Source organism: Streptococcus sp. Marseille-Q8145, from assembly GCF_965112035.1.
On the sequence record NZ_CBCOPQ010000002.1, the window covers coordinates 414873 to 439868 of the forward strand.

The following is a 24996-nucleotide window of genomic DNA, read 5'->3' on the forward strand; positions in this document are numbered from 1 at the left end:
CTAATCAGATTCATTTGCTGTTTAGTGGTTTTTGTTTATAGGTTTTGATCATTTAGAAGCTGATAAATGATAGAGTCGTTCTTTTCTTGCTTGCCAAACTGTCTCTTTTTGTTTATATTAGTTCTATAAGGTTTCTTGGAGGCGTTTGCATGACGAAAAATCAGTTGAGGTTGAAATTGCTGGGAAGTCCGAGTGTCTTTCTCAATCAAGAGGAAGTCTTTTTTCCTTTTGCCAAAATCAATGCTTTGCTCTATTATCTCCATATCAATGGAACAGTCAATCGGGAGGAGATTGCAGGAATCCTCTGGGAAAATAAGGACAATCAGACTGCCAAAAAGAATCTGCGCAACACCATTTATCAGGCTAACAAGCTATTGGGAGGAGAATGGATTATTGCTCCCAACCGGACTGTGCTATCGCTTAATCCCGAGTGTGTGATTGAAAGCGATGTAGAACTTTTCACGGACCATCCAGCGGAGTGTCTGTCGCTCTATCAGGGTGATTTTCTGCAGGGCTTCTATCTCAAGGACAGTGAAGCCTTTGACTATTGGGTGTCCAAGATGCGGACGCGATATGAGCAGCTCTATATTCAGGCTTGCTACCAAAAGTTGGAAAAAGATCCGTCGAATTTGGAAGAATCAGAGCGAAATCTGCGTCGTATGATCAGTATTGATGAGTTTGATGAGAAGAATTATCATCTGCTGATGAAGCTCTATCAGGAGAATGATCGATCTGGTAAGGTGATTGAGACTTATTATAAATTGGTCAATCTCTTGGACAAGGAATTGGGGATTAGTCCGAATGAAGCAATTCAACAGCTGTACCATGAAGTGATGGCTAAGGATCGCAGTGAGCGTAAGATCAAGCAATTTTTACGTAATACAGACCACTTTTTTGGCCGAGTGGGTGAAATCAAGCGTTTGGAATCTTATTTTTCTAAGATTATAGAGAGGCAAGAACCTCGTGCGCTGCTCTTAGTCGGTGGTACTGGCATCGGCAAACGGACAGTGACTCGACAAGTACTGGCTAATCAGGCCAAGTATTTCCAGATTGTTATGGCAGAGTGCTTCAAGGAAGAAATGACGGTTGGATTGCAGCCTTGGCGCAGTCTGCTAGATGGCTTGGGCGACTTAGTCATTCAGCATCAGATCCTTTCGACCAGCCAGTGGCAGGTTATTTTGGATAGTTATTTTCCGATGATGGCAGGTGAAGCTTCGGATCTTGAGTTGAATACAGATCGTCTGGCTCGGTTTGTGCTGGATATTTTGCAAAAGATTTCTAAGAAAAAGGCTTTGGTGATCTTGGTTGAGGACTGTCACTGGATGGATGAGGCAAGTGTGGCTGTTTTAGAGCAGGTTATGAACCATTTGAGGGATTATCCAGTAGCCTTTGTGTTGACCAAGCATCTGAGTACACCACCTTATCTTGGACGTTTTTTCAATCGCTTATTGCTTCGTAGCCAGCTAGACTGCATTGAACTGCAGCCACTGGATTTTAAGGCAAGTGTGGCTTATTTACAGGCCCAGACTGGACAGTTAGTCATATCTGAAGAACGGCTTGAGGCTATTTATCGGGTCAGTCAAGGCATCCCTTTCTTTCTGTCGGAGTATGCGGAGCAGCTTTTGCGAGGTGAAAAATTCCAGCCATTAACCTCAGTTATTAAAGCAAAACTATCTCTAAAATTAGGCTATTTGAGCAGCCAGGAGGAGGAATTGGTTGACTATCTGGCTTGCTTTAATTCCCCTGCTTCGGTAGCGCTCTTAGCTCAGTTGCTAGGCCTATCTGTGGAAGAAGTAGTCGAAATTGCTGAAGGATTTGGGCAAAAACAGCTTTTAATAGAAGAGGAGCAGGAGGAATTGGTTTTACGATTCAGCCAGGAGCTTTTGCGGATTTATGCTTATGAGCGCTTGCCGCTTGCCAAGAAGCGGATGCTACATCACCAGATTGCCCAAGGCATGGAAGACCAGCTAGGAGCCTCTCTCTATCATGCTCGGTTGCTCAATGACATCGCCTATCACTACAAGCTGTCCAAGCAGCCGATTAAGTCTCTGGAGTATGAGTTGCATTATCTCGAGGCTACCTTGCAGTTCCATCATGAGCTCTTTCCGATTTATTCGCGGGAGTTTGGCTTTATCGAAAAGACGGATGATAGCAATCAGTCCGCAGTTTTGGACCAGTTTGACCGTATCCGTCGGGAGATAGAGGGCTTAGAGAGAAAACACCAGAATCACAAAGATTTTCAGCTATTGGTTCTCCGCTTTCTCTATCTGGAAGGGCGCTATGCTATCCGGACGGGGAATTACCAGCAGGGAATGGACAACATCCAGCAGGTGATTGCTTCTGCTAAAGAGCTGCAGCAGATGGAGTTTCTCCTAGAAGGCTATCGGCAGATGATTTACTATTGCATCCAGACGGAGAATATTCCTGAGATGCGCTACTATACGGAGTTGGCTCTGGATGCTTCAGTTCAGGCCAATAATCACGAAGCTATTGCAATGAATCTTCGACTCAAGGGACTGTATCATCTCATGATTGGAGATGAGGAGCAGTCACTCCGCCATCTTTACCAGTCTATCGATTGCTTTAGTTTGACGGCTTCGTTGCGCTCAAAGTATTCGATTCAGATTGCGGCGGCTCTAGATTATCTGGCAGAGATTGAGCAGATTCGTGGGAATTTCACGACAGCGCTGGCTCATCAGAAAGAGGCGATTGAGTTGACGGAAAATAAAACAGCAGAGCCTTCGATTTTTGCTTTCTATATAGGCTTGGGTCTGACTTATTATCAGCTAAAGGATTATGAACAGGCGGAGCGAATCTTGTTGAAAGCGAAAGCAGCCCTGAAGTCGCTCAGCTTTCCTTGGAAGGAGACCCAGCTGGAAGTTTATTTGGCCTTGATTGGCTGCGAGAAGGGAGATTACCAGCCGGTGCTTGATCTGCTGCGGAAAAAGGATAGTCTCATTAGTCGCTATGGCAATCCGCGGGACAAGGGCTTGATCTACTATCTGATGGCTGTGATCAAGTATCGCCAGCTGGCTGGCAGCTTGCAAGAAGCCGGTTTTGAAAATTTATTAGCTCAGGACTTTGAAACCTACTATGAAACGGCCAAGAGTCAACTCAATCCTTATCGTGACCGCCACCAGCTAAAGGAATTAGAAAGCTTACGCCGGACCTTGTCTCAATAATTGAACATCAAAAGAGGATGAAAGCAATGTTCATCCTCTTTTGATGTTTGTAATGAAGTTTTTAAATCCCCATTAGTCATGTACTTGCGCCCAGACTTGGGTCAGGTAAAAGACAAAACTTGCCGCTAGGTTGGCCGTGTGGTTATCTATATCGTGAGGGGGAGAGACTTCGACGATGTCAAAGCCGATTAGCTTGCCTGAAGCAGCGATGTGCTGGAAGACCAGCACAGCCAGATTGGGGTCTACCCCCAGTGACTGGATGGCACTGACACCAGGAGCAGCGCCAGCTGCAAAGCAGTCAATATCAATGGTTAAATAGACCTGCTCTTTATCGGCTAGGAAAGCATCAACTACCTTGCAGACTTCCTTATGTCCCATTTGGTACATATCCATTCCAGTCAGGAACTGGATAGCCTTGGATTTGGCTACAAAGTCAAAGAGAAAGAGATTGTTATTGTGCTCCTGAATCCCTAGGATGAGGTAGTTAAAGATCTGTTTCTGAGCTAAGGTATCATCAAACATTTGACGAAAACCGGTACCGGAGTTGGGGCCCGTCTGATCGTAGGGGCGTAGGTCAAAATGGGCATCCATATTGATCACAGCTAAGTTTTGGCCAGGATTTAGTGACGACTTAAGACCTAGATAGTTGCCGTAGGCTGTTTCGTGACCGCCGCCTAGAACGATGGGTCGGAGATTAAGCTCTCGCAGGCGTTTGACTGCTCGCGCCAAGCTTTGCTGCAGTTGTTCCAGAGAGCGGTTAGGCCCGTCAATATCGCCAACGTCAAAGACGCGAACGTTTCTACCTAGATGCCAAGGAAGCTTGGCCAGCTGAGTTCGAATGGCTTGAGGACCTTCAACTGCGCCCACTCGGCCGTTATTGATATAGACGCCCTTGTCGCTCTTGAAGCCAATCAGGGCAAAGTTCACCCCTTCAAAAGGAGTTAAGCTAGGATCATTTAAGTCCAGAAACTCAATGACCATGCCCCACTTAGCAGTATATAGATTGTCCTCTGGACCTCGCTGATAGTAACGGTTGTCTAGCTGATAGTAATCTTCTAACATGATTTTGTCCTTTTCCATAACGATAGTTGCGACTTTATTATAAGAGTTTCTGCTAAGCCTGTCAATGACTTTTGGCGGGAAAAGAAGCCCAGCTGCATGAGAGCGGGCTTCTTTAGAAAGTCATCAGCTTTAGAATTGAATGCTCAAGTCCACAGCCTTTTCAACGGCTGCTAGGAATTCATCGCTCTCAATCAGCTCAGAAGCCTTGTTGAGCTCTTCGTAGATTTCGATGTCCTTGTCAAACTCGATAAAGCGGACATGCTGACGGAAGAGGTCATAGGCTGGCTTGGTCCCTTTGCCCAGTTCATGGTTTTCTGGTTTCAGATCCAGAGCTTGGCAGGCTGCCATGATTTCTGTTGCTACGATGCGGCGAGAATTCTTGAGAATTTCAGCTGCCTTGCGTGCTGCAGTAGTTCCCATGCTGACAAAGTCTTCTTGGTTTTCACAAGATGGGATAGAGTCTACGCTGGCTGGATGAGACAGAACCTTGTTTTCAGAAGCAAGCGAAGCACAAGCATACTGAGTAATCATAAAGCCAGAGTTGAGTCCTGGGTGTTTGACCAAGAAGGATGGTAGCTTGCTCAATTGGCTGTTGACTAGACGCTCTACACGACGCTCGGATACATTTCCGATTTCAGAAATAGCGATGCCGAGGAAGTCGAATGGCTGAGCCATTGGTTCACCGTGGAAGTTGCCGCCTGAGATAACATGACCTTCCTTAGTAATGATAGGGTTGTCTGTAACGGAGTTGATTTCAATCTCAACCTTGGTCTTGACATAAGCGATAGAGTCCTTGCTGGCACCATGAATCTGTGGAATACAACGCAGGGTATATGGATCTTGGACCCGCTGTTGAGTGGCTACGGTCGTATTTCCACTGCCTTCCAGAAGGTTGCGGATATTGCGGGCTGTAGCCAGCTGTCCGCTTTGAGGACGGATGGTATGCAGGTCTTCTTCAAATGGACTGGTAATACCATTGTGGACCTCCATGGAAAGGGCGCCAGCGACATCTGACAATTTAAGCAGCTGGATGGCATCGTAGGTAGCCAGAGCTCCGATACCTGTCAGGACAGTCGTTCCGTTAATCAGCGCCAGCCCTTCCTTGGCTGCTAGAGCAATTTTCTCAATACCAGCCTTGTCCAAAGCTTCTTGGCCAGAGAACAGTTGACCTTGATAGTAAGCGTGGCCCAGTCCTAGCATAGGCAGAACCATGTGAGCCAGCGGTGCCAAGTCGCCAGAGGCACCGAGAGAGCCTTTTTCTGGAATAAATGGCACGACGCCTTTATTGAGCAATTCTAGAAGTTTTTCGACAGTAGAGAGACGGATACCAGAATAGCCCTTGACTAGAGAATTAATCCGAATTAACATGATAGCACGAACTGCATCTTCAGGAAGAGGATCGCCAAATCCTGAAGCATGGGTGCGAATCAAGTTTTCCTGCAGCTGAGTCGTATCTTCTGGCGAGATGCTGACATTGCAGAGGGAGCCAAATCCAGTCGTAACACCGTAGACTACCCGCTTTTCGCGGACGATGTCATCTACGATTTTACGGGAAGCTTCTACAGCTTTCTTAGCTTCTTGGTTTATTTCGCAGATAGCTCCATGACGAGCTACTGCAATGACATCTTCTAAAGTAAGGTGTTCGCCATCCAAATTGATTACATGTGTCATAAGATTCATTCTCCTTTTTGTTCAAGAACTTTATTTTTACAAATCAGTACTATATAGATATAGTAGACTGCGCTGGCGACAAGGACACCGATGAGACCATAGACATAGTTCATTGGATTTTCACCCCAAATCATGACGAGGCTGATTAGAACCGCTAAAATTGGGATGACAGGACCAAATGGAACGCGGAAGACCACTTTCTTATCTGGATATTTCTTTCTCAATACCAATACGGCTAGAGCAGTTGGGATGTATTGGAAGAAGCGGAAGACTACGCTGAGAGCCGCTAATACTTCAAATGTTCCTGTAAAGAGCAGGGCAATGGCCAAAAGTCCAGAGATAATAATGGCAATTACAGGGGCGTTTTTGGCGTTGGTTTCAGCGATTTTTTTAGGTAACAAGCCTTCATCTGCAATGGCTGCACCATAACGTGGGACCATGATAGATTCCCCGATGTTAAGTCCAGCAATAGAGATCAGCGCTCCGATAGAAACAATCCATGCTCCAGCAGGGCCAATCATTTCGACAAAGGCGTCTTGCACAGAGGCATCTGTTTGTAGGATTCGGCTACCTAGCATGGCGATAGTTCCTGCGATAATCAGCATATAGAGAACAGATACAATACTGATAGAGCCCAAAATAGCCCGAGGCACATTCTTTTCTGGGTTGCGCATTTCACCAGCAACGATAGACATGGTTTCAAATCCGATGAAACCGTAGAAAATGTAGATCGCTGTACTAGAGATGGCTTTCATGATATCCACGCCAGGTTCTAGCTGAAGAAACGGAGTGAAGTTTCCTTTGTCAATTCCTCCTTTGATGAAGAAAATCGCACATAGACTGAAAGCGACAATTGGGATGAGCTTGGCTACAGTCGCGGTCAAGGTGAACATTTTGGAGGTCTTAAGACCTGAGATATTCATCAGACTGAGTAGGATAATCAGGCTCACACTGAGTAAAAGTTCATAGGGGGCAAAGGATTTAAAAGTAATGACAAAAAGTCTCGCAAATCCTGCTGCCATTGCTGACCAAGCGATGATGGTAACCGCCCAGCCTAGGAAGCCAACATTAAATCCGACAAAGTCTCCAAAGGCTGCTTTGGAATATTGGAAGGCTCCGCCGTTTTTATTAAAATAACCAGCAGTCTCTGCCAAGCAGACTGCTAGGAGAATAACGAGGAGGGCGGTTCCAAGCATGACAGCTAGAGAGGCAGGACCAAGTCCTTTATAAATCTTTTGCGGTAGGAGGAAAATCCCTGAACCGATAACGGCATTGATACCGTAGAGAGTAGCGCCAGAAAAGCTGAATTTCGCTTTTTCCTGTTCTTGTTCTTGTGCAGTGAGTTTAGTTGCATCCATAATAATGTTTCTCCTTTAGAGATGTGGGATCCTTTCCAAGTAAAGATAGAACGATAATAGGACTCCTTGTATCTTTACTTAGTAGGGATATGGGTCAAACCAGCCCATATAGCAAGGGGAGCACCCGTTGGCTGGTTAGTCGAAAACATTATTTGCAGCTCAGTTTCCTGAGCCTCTTTTTCCACTATCAGAAGTTGCCCTGTCTCTAGGTTAAGCGATGGCAGGCCTGTCCCTGTCACCATCAAATCACTCAAGGCATAGATAAATTGAATTGCTTCATCTTGACTAAGCTCTTCTCTATCTGAGATGGCAAGCATCTGTCCCTGATAATGGTCGCTGTAGATTAAGTTAAAGTCGGTACAAGTCCCACGACTTGTGATAGAATCACTCCCTTCGAAAAAATAGGGGGTAAAGGGAGCTAGAACCGTTTCCTCCTGCCGGCTGGCATTGTGGAGATGAAGTGTGTGGTCCAGGCTCATGAGAATGCGGTGAAAGCCGCTGAGGTCAGAAAACTGACTTTCAGCTAACTCCACAGTTGCTGTTGAGAGTCGATAGTCAAAGTTCCGCTTGCCATAGTGGCCAGTTGGCGGGGAAAGATAAAGTTGTTTTGTCTTTCCCCCTGACCAATCGGAAACTTGAAAATCGTTTGATTTTAGAAGGGTTATATGTGTCATTTTTGGTATTTATTAGAACAAACCGCTGATATTGCCATCTTTGTCGACGTCAATCTTTTCGCTGGCTGGCACTTTAGGCAATCCTGGCATGGTCATGATTGCACCAGTCAGAGCAACGATGAAGCCTGCACCAGCAGAAACTTTGAGCTGGCTGATCGTCACGACAAAGTCTTTAGGTGCGCCCAATTTCTTAGCATCGTCTGAGAAAGAGTACTGAGTCTTAGCCATACAGATAGGATAGTTGGAGAAGCCCAGCTCTTCCAGCTGTTTGAGCTCGCGCTTAGCGGCAGGAGTCAGGCGAACGCCCTTGCCTCCATAGACCTTGGTAACGATCTTGTTTAACTTGGTTTCAATGGAGTCCTCTTCATTATATACAAATTGGAAGTGATTGTCTCCTTCGGCCAATTCAACGACTTTTTCAGCCAATTCTTTACCGCCGGCTCCGCCATTTGCCCAAACGTCGGAAATTACTACGTCAACTCCGCGTTTTTGGCAGGCGTCATAAACTGCTTGCAATTCTGCTTCGGTATCCAGCGGGAATTTATTGATGGCAACGACTGCTGGCAGGCCATAAACATCTTGAATGTTTTCCAGATGTTTTTCCAAGTTTGGCAGTCCGTCTACAACGGCTTGGACATTTTCTTCAGCCAGGTCACTCTTAGCCACACCACCGTGCATCTTGAGAGCGCGGATAGTAGCAACCAGAACTACAGCCGATGGACGAAGACCAGATGTACGACACTTGATATCAATGAATTTTTCAGCACCGAGGTCAGCACCAAAACCAGCTTCTGTGACTGCATAGTCGCCATATTTGAGAGCTAGCTTGGTAGCTAGGACACTGTTACAGCCATGAGCAATGTTGGCGAAAGGTCCGCCGTGAATCAAGGCTGGTGTATGTTCCAGGGTTTGAACCAAGTTTGGATGGATAGCGTCTTTGAGCACAGCCGCCATAGCGCCACCAGCTTTCAGATCCTTAGCAGTTATTGGCTTACCTTCAAAGCTGTAGCCAATGATGATTTTTTCCAAGCGGTTCTTGAGGTCGGTGATATTTTCTGACAGACAGAGAATAGCCATAACCTCAGAAGCAACTGTAATGTCAAAACCGTCTTCACGCGGAACACCATTGACCTTGCCCTGCAAGCCATCTACAATGTGGCGAAGTTGCCGGTCATTCATATCCACTGCCCGCTTCCAAGTGATGCGGCGAGAATCAATGCCTAAGGCATTGCCATGGTGGATGTGGTTGTCAATGAGGGCTGCCAGCAGGTTGTTGGCAACACCGATGGCATGAAAGTCACCAGTGAAGTGGAGGTTGATGTCTTCCATGGGCACAACTTGAGCGTGCCCACCGCCAGCAGCTCCGCCCTTGATACCAAAGACAGGTCCGAGTGAAGGCTCCCGCAGAGCGATAACAGCTTTTTTACCGATAGCAGCTAGAGCATCGACCAATCCGACAGATGTCGTGGTCTTGCCTTCTCCGGCTGGTGTCGGAGAAATAGCTGTCACGAGAATCAGTTTGCCGTCGGGCTTGTCTTTTAAGGCTTCTAGTTGGCCGGCACTGATTTTTGCCTTGTAATTTCCATAAAGAGACAAGGCGTCTTCATCAATTCCTAGCTTTTCTGCTACCTCTTTGATGGGCTTCATTTGAACCGAATTCGCAATTTCAATATCTGATAAAACCATATTGTTACCTCTTGAGAAAAGGAAGTCCATTCCTAGAAAGAGTGGACTTCTCTTCCTTTTATCTAATTAGACAACTTTCAAAATTTCTTGATAAATATCATCTGCTAGAGAGCAGCCTTTTTGCAGTAGCCCTTCACCCTTGCTGCGATAGTCTGCGACGAATGCTTCATCCTTGACACCTGACAGGTTGATGAGGACATTGAGCCAAGCTCCTTGCAGACCAGCCTTAAGGTTGAGAGCTGCTACTCCCAGGTCGCTGGCAGCATTGGTATTGGACTTACCGACAGCCTTTTGAGTTGTTTGCAGGGCAGCCAAGATGTCTTCCATCATGCCATAAGGTGACTTGGTCGCTTCCTTGAGGGCTTGTTGCATAGCTTCCCGACGGGCAGCCTTGTCTTCGTCTGTCTCCTTAGGCATATCAAAGACGGCTGAGACTAGATTGAAGGCTTCAGTGTCCTTGTCAATAGCTGCGAGCAAGCTTTCTTGCAGGCGTGCACTTTCTGCGTGCACTTGAGCAATTTCTGCTTCAAATTCTGCGTATTTTTTCTTGCCAAGGGTCAATTCACAGACCATCTTAGTCAGGGAAATACCGTTCGCTGCGGAAAGAGCAGCGGCAGAGCCGCCTCCTGGTGCAGGAGCGTCTGATCCGAGGACTTGGGCAAATTCTGTCAAGCTTAAATCTACTAATTTCATAGGTTTCTGTCCTCCTAGCCCAGCAAATGGTTTTCCAGAACTTGCTTGCCGTAGTCAAAGTCTTCGATTTGCAGATAGTATTCTGCTGCATCAATCAAAGCCTTAGCTGGCGCCAAACCAATGACTTCTGAGCCGAGGATTCCAACTCCGTAGCGCTTAGCTTCAAAGCGAACAGTTTCAAAGACACGATAGAGTGGGAATTTTTCCAGATTGACCATGTTGATGGAAACCTGAGCAATGTTGCGGTCTTCCAGCATAACGCCAATCGCTTTACAGTACTTGTAGCCACCGCTTGATCCACGGATGATTTTGGCAATATTGTTGGCAATTTCCAGATTGTCTGTATCCAAGTTGATGTTGTAGGCGATGAGCGGCATTCTAGCACCAACAGCAGTGACACCAGCAGTTGGGTGAATCTTTCTTTCACCGTAGTCAGGCGCCCAGTCTGGTTCCAAGAGTTTTTCAGGCATGCCTTCAAACTGTCCTTTACGAACCTTAGCCAAGTTCTTACGCTCTGGACGAGTCGCTGCATCTTCATAGAGGAAGATAGGAATACCGAGCTCACGATTGATCCGCTCAGATACTGTCTTCGCAATTTCTACGCATTCCTCACTTGTTATGTCCTTGATAGGTACAAAAGGCAGGACATCAGTTGCGCCCATACGAGGGTGTTCACCTTGGTGCTTGGTCAAGTCAATATTTTCAGAAGCGTATTTGACCAAACGGAAGGCAACTTCCTGAATGTTTTGATCATCGCCGACCAAGGTAAAGACGCTGCGGTTGTGGCTGGCATCAGAAGAGTGGTCCAAAAGTGTTACACCTGGCACGCTCTTAGCTGTTTCCACTAGACCGTCAATGACCGCTTGGTTGCGGCCTTCAGAAAAGTTAGGAATACATTCAACAATTTTTGCCATAAGATATTACCTCGTGATATCAATAATTTTAATTTATAATATGAACTTAATAAAGCAGACCCTCCTCCTGAGCCAGGTTGATACCCAGCTCAGGTCGGAAGTTGGGGGACAAGTTTTTCCTATTCGAACAATTTCTTAACAGATTCTTTGACCAAATCTTCGTCAGTTAAGTACGGAATGGTGATGTGGTCTGTTCCTTCATGGAGACGGTTGTACTCGATAGCTGTCTCGATAGCATGCTCATTGCGAGCCCAGTTACGACGAGCGACTCCACCAATCGTATCCCAAGCGATAGCAGATTTGATGATTTCATCGATGCGTTCGCTGCCGTCCAGTACCAAGCCAAAGCCACCGTTGATTGCTTTACCGATACCAGTTCCACCACCGTTGTGGAGAGCTACCAGACTCATACCGCGAGCTGCATTACCAGCGTAACATTGCACAGCCATGTCGCAGGTAACATTAGAACCGTCCTTGATATTAGAAGTTTCACGGAATGGAGAGTCAGTACCAGATACGTCGTGGTGGTCACGGCCGATCATGACAGGACCAATCTTGCCTTCGCGGACTAATTCATTGAACTTGAGGGCGATATTGACACGGCCCATACAGTCTTGGTAGAGAATCCGAGCCTGAGTTCCAACAACTAGCTGGTTCTTTTCTGCATCTCGGATCCAGTTGTAGTTGTCGCGGTCTTGGTAGCGGCGGTTAGGGTCAATCACTTCCATAGCTGCATGGTCGGTAGCGACTAGGTCTTCGTGCTTACCGCTCAGACATACCCAACGGAAAGGACCGTAACCATAGTCAAAGAGCATAGGCCCCATGATATCTTCTACATAAGATGGCCAGATGAAGCCGTCTTTGTCGTCAAAGCCATTCTTAGAAATTTCCTTGATGCCAGAGTCATAGACTGCCTTCATAAAGGCATTACCGTAGTCAAAGAAGTAGGTGCCATTGCTAGTCAGGGTCTTGATTGCCTTGAAGTGACGTTCCAAGGTTTGGTCAACCAACTTAGCAAAGGTTTCCTTGTCTTCAGCCAGGAGGCGAGTCCGCTCTTCAAAGCTGATACCAGCTGGACAGTAGCCGCCGTCGTAAACATTGTGGCAAGAAGTTTGGTCAGACAGCAGATCTACATGGATATTGTTCTCGTTGACGTATTCTAAGAGATCTACAATGTTACCATGATAGGCAATGGAAGTTGATTCGCCAGCTTCCAGAGCTTTTTGTGCCAGCTCAATAGCTTCTTTTGGACTTTCAGCCAATTGGCTAATCCAGCCTTGAGAGTGACGAGTTTCAATCCGAGATTGGTCTACTTCAGCTATAATTGCTACTGCTTTAGCGATTTCAGCTGCTTTCCCTTGAGCTCCACTCATACCGCCCAGACCAGAAGAAATGAAGAGTTTGCCAGTCAGGTCGCCGTCGTCAGCTACACCCAGTTTCAAACGTCCAGCATTGAGGAGGGTGTTGAACGTACCATGGACGATACCTTGAGGGCCGATGTACATCCAACCGCCAGCTGTCATTTGACCGTAGTTGGTGACACCCATTTCTTCTGCAATTTCCCAGTCCTTCATATTGTCATATTCACCGACCAAGAGGCCATTAGTGATGATAACGCGAGGTGCTTCTGGTTTGGATTTGAAAAGTCCGAGCGGGTGGCCAGATTCCACGACCAGGGTTTGATGGTCGGTCATGACTTCCAAGTATTTCTTGATCAAGTTGTACTGCATCCAGTTAGCGCAGACAGATCCAGTTTCTCCGTAGGTAACCAATTCATAAGGATAAAGAGCGATTTCAAAGCTTAGGTTGTTGTCAATCATGACCTGCATAGCCTTAGCTGCGGTGCAGTTCCCTTTGTACTCGTCAATTGGTTTACCGTAGATGCGTTCTTTTGGACGCCAACGGTAGCCATAAATCCGTCCGCGAGTTTTCAGTTCTTCCAGAAATTCTGGAATCACTTCCTCATGGAATCTCTTTGGAATATAGCGAAGGGCATTTTTAAGAGCAATTTCGGTTTGAGCTTGAGTCAAACGGAAGCCCCGGTCAGGTGCTCGACGGATGCCTTCTTGGAAAACTGTTTTTTCAGGTAATACATCGTCTAATTTGACGGTCATTGCTGCTGCAATATCTTGTTCGCTGTAGAATGACATGTTTATTTCCTCCTTGTAAAATAACTTAAGATTTGACCTTATTGTATAACAGCGCCGTCAGTACAAAGTCAAGAAAATATTTCTAAAGATAAAAAATATCAATATATCCAATATATATTGGTTTTTGACTATAATTTGACGATAGTGTATTATGATGGAAAGCGAATAAGTTGGAAAATGAATGGAGGAACAAACATGACTGCTGATTTACTATTAACTCACTTTAATCAAGTCTTCTGTCCCAAGGATCTCGGACATCCACTTTTTGGCGAGGAGATGAAGGAAGCTCAAGTCTTGGAAGACGGCTACATTGCAGTCAAAGACGGCAAAATCCTAGCAGTTGGCAGTGGAGAGCCAGATGCCAGTCTGGTTGGACCAGATACTAAGATTCAGTCTTATGAGGGCAAGATTGCCACACCTGGCTTGATCGACTGTCACACTCACTTGGTCTACGGTGGCAGCCGGGAACATGAATTTGCCAAAAAATTAGCAGGTGTCCCTTATCTGGAAATTCTTGCTCAAGGCGGCGGTATTCTCAGTACAGTCCGGGCGACAAGAGAAGCTTCTTTTGACACTCTCTATGATAAGTCCAAGAGACTGCTGGACTATATGCTGCTGCATGGGGTGACGACTGTTGAGGCTAAGAGTGGCTACGGTCTGGACTGGGAAACAGAGAAGCGCCAGCTGGATGTCGTTGGAGCTTTGGACCGTGACCATGATATTGACCTCGTTTCTACCTTTATGGCTGCCCACGCCGTTCCACCAGAATATAAGGGACGATCTCAGGAATATCTGGAGCTTATCGTCGAGGAAATGCTGCCTAGGGTAAAAGCAGAAAATCTAGCTGAGTTCTGTGATATCTTCTGTGAAAAAGGCGTCTTTACAGCTGACGAGTCGCGCTACTTACTTTCTAAGGCTAAGGAAATGGGCTTCAAGCTTCGTATCCATGCTGATGAAATCGAATCTATCGGTGGGGTAGATGTAGCAGCTGAACTGGGAGCAACTAGTGCAGAGCACTTGATGGTAGCAACCGATGAGGGCATTCGCAAGATGGCAGAAGCCAAGGTTATCGGCAATCTCTTACCAGCGACTACCTTCAGTCTGATGGAAGATACCTATGCACCAGCCCGCAAGATGCTGGAAGCTGGTATGGCCATTACCCTGACTACTGACAGCAATCCTGGCTCTTGTCCGACAGCTAACCTGCAGTTCGTCATGCAGCTGGGCTGCTTTATGATGCGCCTGACGCCAGTGGAAGTTCTCAATGCTGTAACCATCAATGCGGCCTATTCAGTTAACCGTCAAGATAAGATTGGCAGCTTTGACACTGGTAAGCAGGCAGATATTACCATCCTAGACGCTAAGAATATTGATTATCCACTTTATTTCTTTGCAACTAACCTGACCCATCAGGTTTATAAAGCAGGCAAACTGGTTGTTGATCAGGGTAGAATCGTCTAATTTTACAAGTCAGTCCCATTTCCATGTGATAGCAAAGATTTTCTTAGAAGTTCTATTGTTGATTATAGAAAAAGCAGATTTGTGTTCAAGAAAAGGTCGTGGCTTAAACACCACGACCTTTCTGTTTTTTATGAGATTAGGATATTGAGCTGGTCTCTTTATCTACCCACACACTGCGTGTAAAGACCATGGAGAATAGTGCCAGAGCTACAAAGCCTGCTCCTACATACCAGTAGGGCATGTCCAGTGTCGTGGAGCGCCCAGATAGGTTGACAATTCCACGAAAGAGCATGCCGGCTGTCATGGTGGCTACAGCTGAGTTCCAGAGGTTGAGGCTGAGCCGAGAGAGATTGGGAATTATTTTCATGAAGAGCAGGAGGAGGCTGCCCCCAACGAGAGGAAGAGCAAAGAGATAGTGCATGTGGACAGATGTTTCCCCGAAGCTGAAGGATTCATAGATTCTGCTGAAAGCAAATAAGAAAATCGTTAGCAGGATGTAGGAAACAGCTGTTTTTTTGAAACGTTTTTTACTGGGATTAGTAACCGATATAGACAATGTCGCTCACCGCCCTTTCTGAAATATTTCCGTTGGTGGTAGGCTTGTTGATGACCTGACCGTTGAAGTACATAGTGGACGATCCGCCACCGTCAAGATTGTAGGCCGTCTTGACGCCATAAGATTTCATGACTTCCGCCATTTCATAGAGGGAAAGTCCCTGACTTTCTGAAGTGCGTCCGTCTGAAACGATGATGATATAGTGGTTTTCGTCAATGATACCGATAGCTGTCCGAGGATTGGAAGACATGGACTGGCCGACTTCGGACTTGGTATCAACGACAATCTCACCATTTTCTACAAGAGATGGGCCGAAAGCCAAGAGATTGACCACACCGTCTTCAACTAGCTGATCGGCAGAGACTTGGTCTTCATAGATAATCTTGAAGGAGCCGTCTTTGTAAATAGCCAAGTCCCCATTACTGGCGTCCTCTCGGATGGTATCACGGTAGACAACACCATTGCGGATGACATATCCGGTAGAATTGGCACCGTAGTAATCGCCATTAACCGCTAGGATAGCCTTGTTATTAGCGGCCGTTTCTGAAGTCTTGGCGGTGACGTTGGTTCCGTAGGTATTATTGGCGAGAGCTGTTTTCAAATATTCAGCGGAGCTGACGGTCACATCGGCAACGTAGACTTGGGTATTATTGACGGTCTTTTCAGTCAGTGAGACCGAGATGTTGTCGTCTGAATAGCTGGTATCTGTCACTGTGGCTGTTTCAGCGGCCTTGCTGGCAGCCTCGGCATTGGATGATGAAGCGGTGCTTGAGACTGTGGAAATAGTCTCTGCAATGACGAAGGTTTTCAGCATAGAATAGCTGAAGGAAGCTGTCAGTAGCAGCCCGAAAATCGAGGCGTAGGCATAGCCTTTCTTTAAAAATTTCATGATGCAGTGTGTGTCCTTTCCTTAAAAATAAATCTCTTTTGTACCATCCAAGAGATGGTAAAGAGCAGCAGTCCGACGATGATTTTGACAATCAGAAGATTGAGACCGAAGACAGCATAGAAGAGGCGAATCAGCAGTGTATCTAGGATAAAGAGCACCAGAGCTAGGCTGAAATAGCTAGTCCCTGTCTTGAGAATGCTGTCGTCGTTCTTAAAGACCAGCCTTTTATTGGTCGAATAGTTGAAGACCGAGCTGGTCACGCGGGCAATCCCATTGGCTAGGAGGATTCTCAGACTGGTTGGGGCAGCAGCTAAAAATAAGAGAGCCAGTGCGTAGACAATGTAGTCCACGACGAAGCTGCTGAGAGAGGTCAGGGCAAATTTAAAGATATTTTTATAAATCATGAGTCCGTCTCTAACAGGTCGGAAGTGGGATCCTTGATTGTCATTGATATAGACCGTCTCAATAGGCACTTCCAAAATGGGATATTCCTTGCTGGCTTCTAAGAGCATGTTCATTTCGTACTCATAGCGCTGGCCTTCAACCTTCAGCATAAAGGGAATCATGTTGGTCGTAAAGGCCCGTAAACCAGTCTGCGTATCGGAGACACCCACCCCAGTCTGAAGCTTGAAGAGAGTCCGAGTCAGGCTGTTGCCAAAGCGGCTGCGCAGAGGCACCTTGCCAGTAAAGGCGCGTGCGCCCAGAATCAGCTGATTGGGATTTTCAGAAGCTTTGTTCGCCACACGGAAAATATCCCAGACCTTGTGCTGGCCGTCTGCATCCGCTGTGATGACGGTTCCGTATTGACCCAGAGACTGGATGTAGGTGAAGGCAGTTTTCAATGCTTGTCCTTTGCCTTGATTGTTTTCGTGATGGAGGACAGTCGCATATTGTTCAGCCTTGTCAAAGACTGTCTGGCGCTTGGCCGAGCTACCGTCATCGATAACAATGATATGAAAATCACTCTTGCTCTGAATTTTTTGAATCAGTTTAATCAAATTATAATCGGGCTCGTAAGCCGGAATCACTAGATAGTCCATATCCATACCTCTTTCTTAGATGATTTGTAGAAAGTATACAGATTGCGGCTTAAAGCTAGCTGATATCAGTTATCTTTAAGAAAAAGTTAAATCATCTTTAAGGAAAAAGTGAGGAAAGTATCTCGTAGGACAAAATAAAAAAACAGAGAGTGGGACAGAAATCGGTAATTCGTTAGAATTCGATTTCGTCGTCCCACCTCCGCACAGTTGAGTAGGGCTGTAAAAGCTGATGAAATCAGCGTAGTAGAGCCCACTCAACCACTGCGTCTTGATCGACAATCCAAAGACAATTGAGAGGCTAGGACTTTTGTCCCAGCCTCTTTAAACATCATTTTACAAACCTGGTGCTTGGCCAAGCTCAGCTGTCAACATCCAGAGCGTCTTTTCAAGGTCTGCCTTAGCACCAACGAAGATATCATTGGTTACATCGTCACCTTCTTCATCCGTCACATCCATAGCTTCTTGGTAAAGATCTGTCAGATAACGGAAGATTTCAATCACGCGCTCCAAGCTTTCTTCAACATTCTTGCTGAATTCGCCAGCTTTTTCCTCAATCTTGCTGTGTTGGATAAACTCTGTCAGAGTTGAATAAGGCTTGCCACCCAGAGTAATCAAGCGTTCGCTGACTTCATCCAAGGTTTCATCAATTGTATCCATGTATTCGTCCATTTTTGGATGCCATACCATGAATCCTGCACCACGCATATACCAATGAACTTGGTGAAGAGCGATACGAGCTGTATAAAGATCTGAAACCACTTGGTTAAGAACTGCTTTTGTTTTTGGTAAAGAATTTTGGTTAGTGAAAGTTGCTACGTCTGCTGCAGCGCCATGTTTTACTTGAGTCATAATGATACCTCTCTTTTTATTTATAATGATTCTAATCTTTATTGATTATGTTTTAATTATAATGCTTCTAATTAAGAAAGTCAAGCCTTAAAACTCAAAATTTTACTTTATTAGAAAAGTTGTAAAATTTCAAAATTTTTCTACTCAAAATCACGAATAAATAAGTATGATACATCTATACTTTTTTCTGGTCGGAACGATTTTAGCCTCATTTCTAGGCTTAGTCATTGACCGCTTCCCTGACCAATCCATCATCTCTCCAAGCAGCCACTGTGACAACTGCAAGCAGATACTCAAAGCACGGGATTTGGTCCCAATCCTGTCTCAGTTGCTTAATGGCTTCCGCTGCCGTTTCTGCAAGATGCATCTCCCTGTCTGGTATGCTGCTTTTGAGTTAGTGCTGGGTTTACTTTTTCTAAGCTGGAGCTTAGGATATCTTTCACTAGCCCAGCTCTTACTGCTAACGATGGGCTTGACCCTAGCTATCTACGATCAGCGTGAGCAAGAATACCCTCTTCTAATCTGGCTGATTTTTCAGTTCTTGCTGATGGCGACAGCGGGTATCAATCCGCTCATGCTCTTCTTTTTAGCCCTAGGACTTCTAGCCTTCTTTTATGATCTTCGCATCGGTGCTGGCGACTTTCTCTTTCTAGCTTCCTGTTCTGCTATTTTCAGCCTGACAGAAATTCTCATTCTCATCCAAATCGCTAGCTTCTCTGGTCTCGCTTGTTATTGCTTTAAAAAGAAAAAAGACAGGCTAGCATTTGTACCCTGTCTCTTGTTTGGTAAAGACAATTGAGAGGCTAGGACTTTTGTCCCAGCCTCAGCGCTTTGTTTAATAACGTTTTTCTTTGGGCCAGGTGCTCATTTCAGCAACAGCTGTAAAAAGCACATCTGTGGATGAGTTGAGGGCAGTTTCGCAAGAGTCTTGGATGACACCGATGACAAAGCCAACGCTGACGACTTGCATGGCCAGATCATTTGGGATGCCAAAGAGGCTACAAGCCACTGGGATCAAGAGAAGCGAGCCTCCAGCCACCCCAGAAGCTCCGCAGGCAGAAATGGCCTCAACGACGCTAAGCACCAGTGCTGTTCCAAAGTCCACTTGGATACCCAGTGTATTGGCCGCTGCGAGGGTCAGCGTGTTGATTGTCACCGCTGCTCCTGCCATGTTGATAGTGGAACCGAGTGGGATAGAGACCGAGTAGGTTTCAGGATTGAGGCCCAAATCTCGACAAAGTTTCATATTAACAGGGATATTGGCAGCCGAACTACGAGTGAAAAAGGCAGTGACGCCACTGACTTTTAAGCAGCGCCAAACCAGTGGATAAGGATTTTTCCGAAGCATAATGAAGACAATCAAGGGGTTAACGACCAGCGCAACAAGAGCCATGGAACCTAGTAATAGGAGAAGGAGCATGCCGTAGCTCTTAAGTGCCTCAAATCCTTTGCCAGAAATGGTCGTGTACACCAGTCCTAAAATACCAAAGGGGGCTAGATTGATGATCCATTCGACAATCTTCGAAGTAATATCTGCCAGTGTTTTCAAGAGTTCTTTACTTTGCTGACTTGCTTCTCGCATGGCCACCCCAAAGACGACTGCCCAAGACAGAATGCCGATATAATTGGCCTTGCTCAAGGCGTTGATCGGATTATCAACAAGATTGAGGAGGAGATTGCTCAGAACTTGGCCGATGCCTTCTGGTGGCCTGACTTCCGAGCTGGCTGCGGTCAGTTCGATGGTTACAGGGAAGACATAATTAGCAAGAACAGCGACAAGGGCAGCCGCAAAAGTCCCAATTAGATAGAGGATAATGACGGTTTTCATATTGCTCTTCTGCCCTTTTTGGTGCTGAGAGAGGGCATTGGCAACGAGGGTAAAAACGAGCAGTGGTGCGATAGCTTTTAGGCCACCGACAAAGATTTGGCCGAGGAGGCTAATGGCGCTGGCTTGTGGAAAGATGAGGGCCAGCAGGGCGCCTGTGACAATCCCAATAGAAATCCGTTTGATAAGATTGGCGCGATTCCAAGAAGAAAGAATTCGATGAAACATAGGAGCTCCCTTTCTAAAATAAACTGCTTTCCACTATACGCTAGAGGTCGTATAAAATCAATATTTTTTGGTATACCCTATATAGAATAAGGCCGCTTTGATGATTATCCGCCGCCCTTTGTGGTATAATGAATACGATTTTTGTGTCTCATAGGAGGAAAGAATGACAGCTAATGGGAATGTTTTCACACGCTATTTCCAGCAATTTGACTGGTCAGCTATTTTAGATGATGTGTTTTCAAAATTCGTCTCTTTGGTCTTTTTGTGTTTACTATTTTGGGTGGCTAAGAAAATTCTCCATCTTTTTGTGACTAGACTGATTGCGCCATCTTTGAAATTATCACGGCAGGATGTCGCTCGGCAAAAGACCATTATGCGCTTAATTGAGAATTTGCTCAATTATGCCCTTTATTTTCTTTTGTTCTACTGGGTTTTATCCATTTTGGGCTTGCCGGTCTCAAGTCTTTTGGCTGGGGCAGGGATTGCCGGCGTAGCCATTGGGATGGGAGCGCAGGGCTTTCTGTCCGACCTAGTCAACGGTTTCTTTATTCTCTTAGAGCGTCAATTGGATGTAGGGGACAATGTTCGCTTGACCAATGGTGCTATCAAGATCGCAGGAACGGTTGTCAGTGTTGGGATTCGGACTACGCAGGTACGCGATGCGGACGGAACTCTTCACTTTGTGCCCAACCGAAATATCACCGTTGTAAGCAATCTTTCCCGTGGCGATATGCGGGTTTTGATTGATATTCCTATCTATGCTGAGACGGATTTGGATGAGATTTATCGGATTATCGCTGCTGTCAATCAGGAAGCTGTGCCAGAACATCCAGAAGTTTTGAAGGAACCTGATATTCTGGGACCGCAAATGACTGCGAGCGGCCAGTTTTATTTTCGAATTAGTCTAATCGTTGCAAGCGGTATGCAAGCGAGCCTGTATCATATTTTCTATAAGCTCTATCATGAAGCCCTGCTAAAAGAAGGAGTGGCTTTGCCAACGTTTGCCCCTGTCACAGGAAATAGTGGCAAAGCTTAGTAGTGGTCATGAGAATAATATCTATCGAAAATAAGGTTTCTAATTACTAAAAGAGGCTGGGACGAAAGTCCTAGCCTCTCAATTGTCTTTGGATTGTCGAGCAAGACGCAGTGGTTGAGTGGGCTCTACTACGCTGATTTCATCAGCTTTTACAGCCCTACTCAACTGTGCGGAGGTGGGACGACGAAATCGAATTCTAACGAATTACCGATTTCTGTCCCACTCTCTTTTTCATTACAGCTTATCCTAGGTCTAACCTGCCTAAATATGACATGCTATGGCAAGTATTGTATAATAGGAAGAGGAGAAGGAGCAGGTATGCAGAATAATCGACTATTTCAGATACTGTACTACATTTTGGAGAGAGGAAAAGTGACTGCAACGGAGCTAGCAGAGAAATTTGAAGTTTCGGTTCGGACTATTTATCGAGACGTGGACTCTCTAAGCAGCGCTGGGGTTCCGATTTATACCACGCAAGGAAAGGGTGGCGGTATAGAAATCGCGAAGGATTATGTCTTGCGGAAGTCCTTGCTGACAGCGGAGGAGAAAGAGCAGATCATGGCGTCCCTGCAAGGTCTGGAGAGCACCAGTCAGCTTTACCAAAGTGACCTGCTTACAAAGCTTTCGGCGCTTTTTCAAATTAAAAATCCCAACTGGATCGAAATCGATTTTAATCACTGGCAAAACGATAAAGCATATGAAGAAAGCTTTCGCCAATTAAAAACTGCGATTCTAGGCAAGCACCTTGTTTCTTTTTCTTACTTTGCTAGTGACGAGCAGGAGACAAGCCGTCGTGTTAAGCCTATACGCTTGTTGTTTAAAAATCAGAGTTGGTATCTTTATGCTTTTTGCCTCTTGCGACAGGAATTCAGGTATTTTAAGCTATCTCGGATGAAAAATTTGGAGCGGCTGGAGGAGAGATTTGAGGACAGCTTTGAAGATGTCGTCTTGGAAAAGGAACTGACCTATGAAAATACCATTAAACTGACAGTCAAGTTTGATCGCAAAGTGGCCTTCAGGGTTTATGATGAACTAAGCGGAGACATTCGGACAGATGCCGAAGGAAATTTATATACAGAAATCGAGATTCCCAACGATCACCGTTTGTACAGTTACATCCTGTCCTTTGGAGACTCTGTGGAGGTCTTAGATCCGCCCGAAATCCGAGTGAAAATGAAGGAAATGCTTTCTAGGCTGGTAGAAAAATATAAAACTTGACATAGGGTGTCAGGTATCTTCTTGTATACTAATGGTAAGAAGATAAAAGGAGGCAGCAAGATGAAATATGAATGGAGAAAGAGCGAGAAAGGCATTTATGGAGCCAAGCAAAAGCCAGAGCTGGTAGAGGTACCGAGTCAACAGTTCATTGTGATCGAAGGGGCGGGCGACCCCAATGAAGCAGATTTCTCTGAGCGGGTATCTGTCCTTTATTCGCTGGCCTATTCCATAAAAATGCTCTTTAAATCCATGATGAAAGATGAGGCGGAAGACGAGGTGACGGATTTCACGGTCTATCCTTTGGAAGGTATCTGGGAAAAAGCTGCTGGGGAAGGCTTCGATAAAAGTCGACTTCGCTATCAGCTCATGATTCAGCAGCCCAATGTCATCACTCAGGACATTTTTGCGACGGCGCTTGAGAATGTCCGTAAGAAAAAGCCTAATTCTTTCTACGACGACATTTGTTTTCAAAGATTATCAGAGGAGCGGGCCATTCAGGTCTTACACGTAGGAAGTTATGACAGTGAGCCGGCTTCTTTTGAAGAAATGGATAGGCTGGCAAGCAGCTTGGGACTGGAGAGATGCGACCAAGTTCACAGAGAGATTTACTTGAGCAACAAAAATAGGACACCAGAAGAAAAGTTGAAAACCATCTTAAGGTATTCCGTCAGATAGGAGGAATTTGTCATGCCAAGACCTACAACAAAAAACGATTTGCTGGCTGCAGCTACAGAAAATTTCGAAAAACTGAATCTACTTATTTCGAACATGACAGCAGAAGAGTTGGCGAGGCCCTTTGATTTTTCAAAGGATGAGAAAAAGAAAGAAGCCCACTGGAAGCGCGATCGGAACCTGAGGGATGTCTTAATCCATCTTTATGAGTGGCACCAACTGCTGCTCAACTGGGTGCAGGCCAATCAAAGGGGAGAAGAGAAGTCCTTCCTGCCTGCTCCCTACAATTGGAGAACTTATGGTGAGATGAATATCGCATTTTGGGAAAAGCACCAGCAGACCTCTCTTGAGGAGGCGAGTTCTTTATTGGTTAATTCACATAAAGCTGTCCTGGACCTAGCTGCAACCCTAACCAATGAAGAATTGTTTTCCAAGGGAGTTTATAGATGGACGGGCGGAACGACCTTGGGTTCTTATTTTGTCAGCTCTACATCCAGCCACTATGATTGGGCTATGAAAAAGCTTAAAGCTCATCAAAAGAATTGTAAAAGGAATCTTGTCCAATAAAGTTTTCTAGGACTTGAGACCGATTTTTAGCACTCTTGCAAAAAGAGTGCTAATTTTTTGGTTTTTTTGTCTTGACATTCATTTTTAAGAGTGTATAATAGAATCATAACTTAGCACTCGATGTGTCAGAGTGCTAAATATAAAAAATAAAATCTCGCCAGTGGCTGGAAATTTTCTAAAGAGAGGTGAGGTCCTTGGTAACAGAACGCCAAAATGAGATTTTAAATCTAATTATTGATATCTTTACCAAGACGCATGAGCCTGTCGGTTCTAAAGCCTTGCAAGAGTCTATCCAGTCTTCGAGTGCTACCATCCGTAATGACATGGCAGCCTTGGAAAAGGAAGGGTTACTAGAAAAGGCCCATACATCGAGTGGTCGCAAACCCAGTGTCGCTGGTTTCCAGTATTTTGTCCGTCATTCCTTGACCTTTGATCAGCTTGCGGAAAATGAGCTCTACGAGGTTGTCAAAGCTTTCGACCAAGAGTTCTTCAAGCTGGAGGATATCCTGCAGCGGGCAGCGGACGTCTTGGCAGAGTTGAGTGCTTGCACGGTTGTAGCTCTTGACGTCGAGCCTAGTCGGCAACGGCTGACGGCTTTTGATATCGTTGTTATTAGCCAGCACGCAGCCTTAGCTGTCTTTACTCTGGATGAGTCCAATACCCTGACCAGTCAGTTCATGATTCCTAGGAATTTTCTCCAGGATGACCTACTGCGCTTGAGGGATATGATTCAGGAGCGCTTTCTGGGACAGACGGTTTTAGATATCCACTACAAGATTCGGACAGAGATTCCGCAGATTATCCAGCGTTACTTTACGACGACGGACAATGTTCTCGATCTCTTTGAGCATATTTTTGCTCAGATGTTTTCGGAAAAAGTAGCTGTAGCTGGTAAGGTTCAGTTGCTACGTTTTGCGGATCTTGAGGCTTATCAGTTCTTTGATGATCGTCAGAAGGTGGCTTTTGAAATCCGTGATAGTCTAGCTGAGGATCAGATGCAAAATGTCCGTGTTGCGGACAGTCAAGAGGACTGTCTGGCCAATCTAACCTTGATTTCCAGCAAATTTTTAATTCCCTATCGAGGCTTTGGTATGCTGGCAGTGGTCGGTCCAGTCAATCTGGATTACCAAAAGGTGGTCAGTCAGCTCAATGTTGTCAATCGAGTCTTGACTATGAAACTCACAGATTTCTACCGATATCTGAGTAGCAATCATTATGAGGTGAGTTGAACATGAAATTACATAAATTCCTAAAAAGGAGGCGAA

The 24996-nt window shown here is 45.6% G+C and carries 21 protein-coding genes; 8 read left to right on the forward strand and 13 right to left on the reverse strand.

What is annotated here, in order from left to right; genetic code table 11:
- The first annotated feature begins 149 nt into the window (after window positions 1-149).
- Entirely contained in the window at window positions 150-3182 is a 3033-nt protein-coding gene (locus ACWPVL_RS05475; protein WP_454387427.1) for an AAA family ATPase, read from the forward strand.
- A gap of 72 nt (window positions 3183-3254) precedes the next feature.
- Here ACWPVL_RS05475 and hutG read toward each other — a convergent pair whose 3' ends face one another.
- From hutG to ACWPVL_RS05515, 8 genes are all read right to left on the reverse strand, one after another.
- The gene (gene hutG, locus ACWPVL_RS05480; RefSeq protein WP_454387429.1) at window positions 3255-4244 is read right to left on the reverse strand and encodes a formimidoylglutamase; all 990 of its coding nucleotides are present in this window, start codon (window positions 4242-4244) and stop codon (window positions 3255-3257) included.
- A gap of 129 nt (window positions 4245-4373) precedes the next feature.
- Window positions 4374-5915, reverse strand: coding sequence for a histidine ammonia-lyase (hutH, locus tag ACWPVL_RS05485; RefSeq protein WP_185774122.1), 1542 nt, complete (start codon window positions 5913-5915; stop codon window positions 4374-4376).
- Between the two features lie 5 nt (window positions 5916-5920).
- Window positions 5921-7273, reverse strand: a complete 1353-nt coding sequence (locus ACWPVL_RS05490; RefSeq protein WP_187421769.1) for an APC family permease — start codon at window positions 7271-7273, stop codon at window positions 5921-5923.
- A gap of 74 nt (window positions 7274-7347) precedes the next feature.
- Window positions 7348-7947 (reverse strand): HutD/Ves family protein, encoded by a 600-nt coding sequence (locus tag ACWPVL_RS05495; protein WP_005591202.1) that lies wholly within the window; start codon window positions 7945-7947, stop codon window positions 7348-7350.
- 12 nt (window positions 7948-7959) lie between these two features.
- Window positions 7960-9633, reverse strand: a complete 1674-nt coding sequence (locus ACWPVL_RS05500; protein ID WP_454387432.1) for a formate--tetrahydrofolate ligase — start codon at window positions 9631-9633, stop codon at window positions 7960-7962.
- 66 nt (window positions 9634-9699) lie between these two features.
- Window positions 9700-10326 carry a cyclodeaminase/cyclohydrolase family protein gene (locus ACWPVL_RS05505; protein ID WP_454387434.1) on the reverse strand — a complete coding sequence of 209 codons (627 nt, stop codon included), beginning with the start codon at window positions 10324-10326 and terminating at the stop codon, window positions 9700-9702.
- Between the two features lie 14 nt (window positions 10327-10340).
- On the reverse strand, window positions 10341-11240 hold the full coding sequence (gene ftcD, locus ACWPVL_RS05510; protein ID WP_002907222.1) for a glutamate formimidoyltransferase: 900 nt from the start codon (window positions 11238-11240) through the stop codon (window positions 10341-10343).
- 119 nt (window positions 11241-11359) lie between these two features.
- Window positions 11360-13390, reverse strand: a complete 2031-nt coding sequence (locus ACWPVL_RS05515; protein ID WP_454387437.1) for a urocanate hydratase — start codon at window positions 13388-13390, stop codon at window positions 11360-11362.
- 195 nt (window positions 13391-13585) lie between these two features.
- Between ACWPVL_RS05515 and hutI the strand changes: the two genes are divergently transcribed.
- Window positions 13586-14851 carry an imidazolonepropionase gene (hutI, locus tag ACWPVL_RS05520; protein WP_125382022.1) on the forward strand — a complete coding sequence of 422 codons (1266 nt, stop codon included), beginning with the start codon at window positions 13586-13588 and terminating at the stop codon, window positions 14849-14851.
- 136 nt (window positions 14852-14987) lie between these two features.
- Here the strand turns inward: hutI and ACWPVL_RS05525 are convergent, their stop codons facing one another.
- The 4 genes from ACWPVL_RS05525 to ACWPVL_RS05540 all read right to left on the reverse strand — a co-directional run bounded on the left by ACWPVL_RS05525 (window position 14988) and on the right by ACWPVL_RS05540 (window position 18185).
- On the reverse strand, window positions 14988-15407 hold the full coding sequence (locus tag ACWPVL_RS05525; protein WP_454387439.1) for a hypothetical protein: 420 nt from the start codon (window positions 15405-15407) through the stop codon (window positions 14988-14990).
- Window positions 15388-16296 (reverse strand): phosphodiester glycosidase family protein, encoded by a 909-nt coding sequence (locus ACWPVL_RS05530; protein ID WP_454387441.1) that lies wholly within the window; start codon window positions 16294-16296, stop codon window positions 15388-15390. Before ACWPVL_RS05530 ends, ACWPVL_RS05525 begins: the two co-directional genes overlap by 20 nt.
- Entirely contained in the window at window positions 16293-17342 is a 1050-nt protein-coding gene (locus ACWPVL_RS05535) for a glycosyltransferase (protein ID WP_454387443.1), read from the reverse strand. The genes ACWPVL_RS05530 and ACWPVL_RS05535 overlap by 4 nt, the downstream gene beginning before the upstream one ends.
- A gap of 327 nt (window positions 17343-17669) precedes the next feature.
- Complete coding sequence (locus ACWPVL_RS05540; protein WP_454387445.1) at window positions 17670-18185, reverse strand: Dps family protein; 516 nt, start codon at window positions 18183-18185, stop codon at window positions 17670-17672.
- 166 nt (window positions 18186-18351) lie between these two features.
- Here ACWPVL_RS05540 and ACWPVL_RS05545 point away from each other — a divergent pair, with 166 nt between their 5' ends.
- Window positions 18352-18984, forward strand: a complete 633-nt coding sequence (locus ACWPVL_RS05545; protein WP_454387447.1) for a prepilin peptidase — start codon at window positions 18352-18354, stop codon at window positions 18982-18984.
- Window positions 18985-19020: 36 nt separating this feature from the next.
- Here the strand turns inward: ACWPVL_RS05545 and sstT are convergent, their stop codons facing one another.
- Window positions 19021-20238: a serine/threonine transporter SstT gene (sstT, locus tag ACWPVL_RS05550; RefSeq protein ID WP_454387449.1), complete on the reverse strand. Its 1218-nt coding sequence runs from the start codon at window positions 20236-20238 to the stop codon at window positions 19021-19023.
- A 163-nt stretch (window positions 20239-20401) separates the two neighbouring features.
- Here sstT and ACWPVL_RS05555 point away from each other — a divergent pair, with 163 nt between their 5' ends.
- The 5 genes from ACWPVL_RS05555 (at window position 20402) to hrcA (ending at window position 24960) form a co-directional block, all read left to right on the forward strand.
- The gene (locus ACWPVL_RS05555) at window positions 20402-21274 is read left to right on the forward strand and encodes a mechanosensitive ion channel family protein (RefSeq protein WP_454387451.1); all 873 of its coding nucleotides are present in this window, start codon (window positions 20402-20404) and stop codon (window positions 21272-21274) included.
- A gap of 318 nt (window positions 21275-21592) precedes the next feature.
- Window positions 21593-22492: a helix-turn-helix transcriptional regulator gene (locus tag ACWPVL_RS05560; RefSeq protein ID WP_454387453.1), complete on the forward strand. Its 900-nt coding sequence runs from the start codon at window positions 21593-21595 to the stop codon at window positions 22490-22492.
- Between the two features lie 60 nt (window positions 22493-22552).
- A complete protein-coding gene (locus ACWPVL_RS05565; RefSeq protein WP_454387455.1) occupies window positions 22553-23167 on the forward strand; it encodes a GyrI-like domain-containing protein in 615 nt (204 codons plus the stop codon).
- A 12-nt stretch (window positions 23168-23179) separates the two neighbouring features.
- Window positions 23180-23731 (forward strand): ClbS/DfsB family four-helix bundle protein, encoded by a 552-nt coding sequence (locus tag ACWPVL_RS05570; protein WP_454387457.1) that lies wholly within the window; start codon window positions 23180-23182, stop codon window positions 23729-23731.
- A 194-nt stretch (window positions 23732-23925) separates the two neighbouring features.
- Entirely contained in the window at window positions 23926-24960 is a 1035-nt protein-coding gene (hrcA, locus tag ACWPVL_RS05575; protein ID WP_454387459.1) for a heat-inducible transcriptional repressor HrcA, read from the forward strand.
- Window positions 24961-24996: the final 36 nt, after the last annotated feature.

Coding starts and splice junctions, on each gene's coding strand:
- ftcD (WP_002907222.1), bottom strand. CDS start 11,240: ATGGCAAAAATTGTTGAATGTATTCCTAACTTTTCTGAAGGCCGCAAC.
- sstT (WP_454387449.1), bottom strand. CDS start 20,238: ATGTTTCATCGAATTCTTTCTTCTTGGAATCGCGCCAATCTTATCAAA.
- ACWPVL_RS05515 (WP_454387437.1), bottom strand. CDS start 13,390: ATGTCATTCTACAGCGAACAAGATATTGCAGCAGCAATGACCGTCAAA.
- ACWPVL_RS05535 (WP_454387443.1), bottom strand. CDS start 17,342: ATGGATATGGACTATCTAGTGATTCCGGCTTACGAGCCCGATTATAAT.
- ACWPVL_RS05505 (WP_454387434.1), bottom strand. CDS start 10,326: ATGAAATTAGTAGATTTAAGCTTGACAGAATTTGCCCAAGTCCTCGGA.
- ACWPVL_RS05540 (WP_454387445.1), bottom strand. CDS start 18,185: ATGACTCAAGTAAAACATGGCGCTGCAGCAGACGTAGCAACTTTCACT.
- hutG (WP_454387429.1), bottom strand. CDS start 4,244: ATGTTAGAAGATTACTATCAGCTAGACAACCGTTACTATCAGCGAGGT.
- ACWPVL_RS05560 (WP_454387453.1), top strand. CDS start 21,593: ATGCAGAATAATCGACTATTTCAGATACTGTACTACATTTTGGAGAGA.
- ACWPVL_RS05475 (WP_454387427.1), top strand. CDS start 150: ATGACGAAAAATCAGTTGAGGTTGAAATTGCTGGGAAGTCCGAGTGTC.
- ACWPVL_RS05565 (WP_454387455.1), top strand. CDS start 22,553: ATGAAATATGAATGGAGAAAGAGCGAGAAAGGCATTTATGGAGCCAAG.
- ACWPVL_RS05555 (WP_454387451.1), top strand. CDS start 20,402: ATGACAGCTAATGGGAATGTTTTCACACGCTATTTCCAGCAATTTGAC.
- hutI (WP_125382022.1), top strand. CDS start 13,586: ATGACTGCTGATTTACTATTAACTCACTTTAATCAAGTCTTCTGTCCC.
- ACWPVL_RS05495 (WP_005591202.1), bottom strand. CDS start 7,947: ATGACACATATAACCCTTCTAAAATCAAACGATTTTCAAGTTTCCGAT.
- ACWPVL_RS05500 (WP_454387432.1), bottom strand. CDS start 9,633: ATGGTTTTATCAGATATTGAAATTGCGAATTCGGTTCAAATGAAGCCC.
- ACWPVL_RS05490 (WP_187421769.1), bottom strand. CDS start 7,273: ATGGATGCAACTAAACTCACTGCACAAGAACAAGAACAGGAAAAAGCG.
- ACWPVL_RS05530 (WP_454387441.1), bottom strand. CDS start 16,296: ATGAAATTTTTAAAGAAAGGCTATGCCTACGCCTCGATTTTCGGGCTG.
- ACWPVL_RS05570 (WP_454387457.1), top strand. CDS start 23,180: ATGCCAAGACCTACAACAAAAAACGATTTGCTGGCTGCAGCTACAGAA.
- ACWPVL_RS05545 (WP_454387447.1), top strand. CDS start 18,352: ATGATACATCTATACTTTTTTCTGGTCGGAACGATTTTAGCCTCATTT.
- hutH (WP_185774122.1), bottom strand. CDS start 5,915: ATGACACATGTAATCAATTTGGATGGCGAACACCTTACTTTAGAAGAT.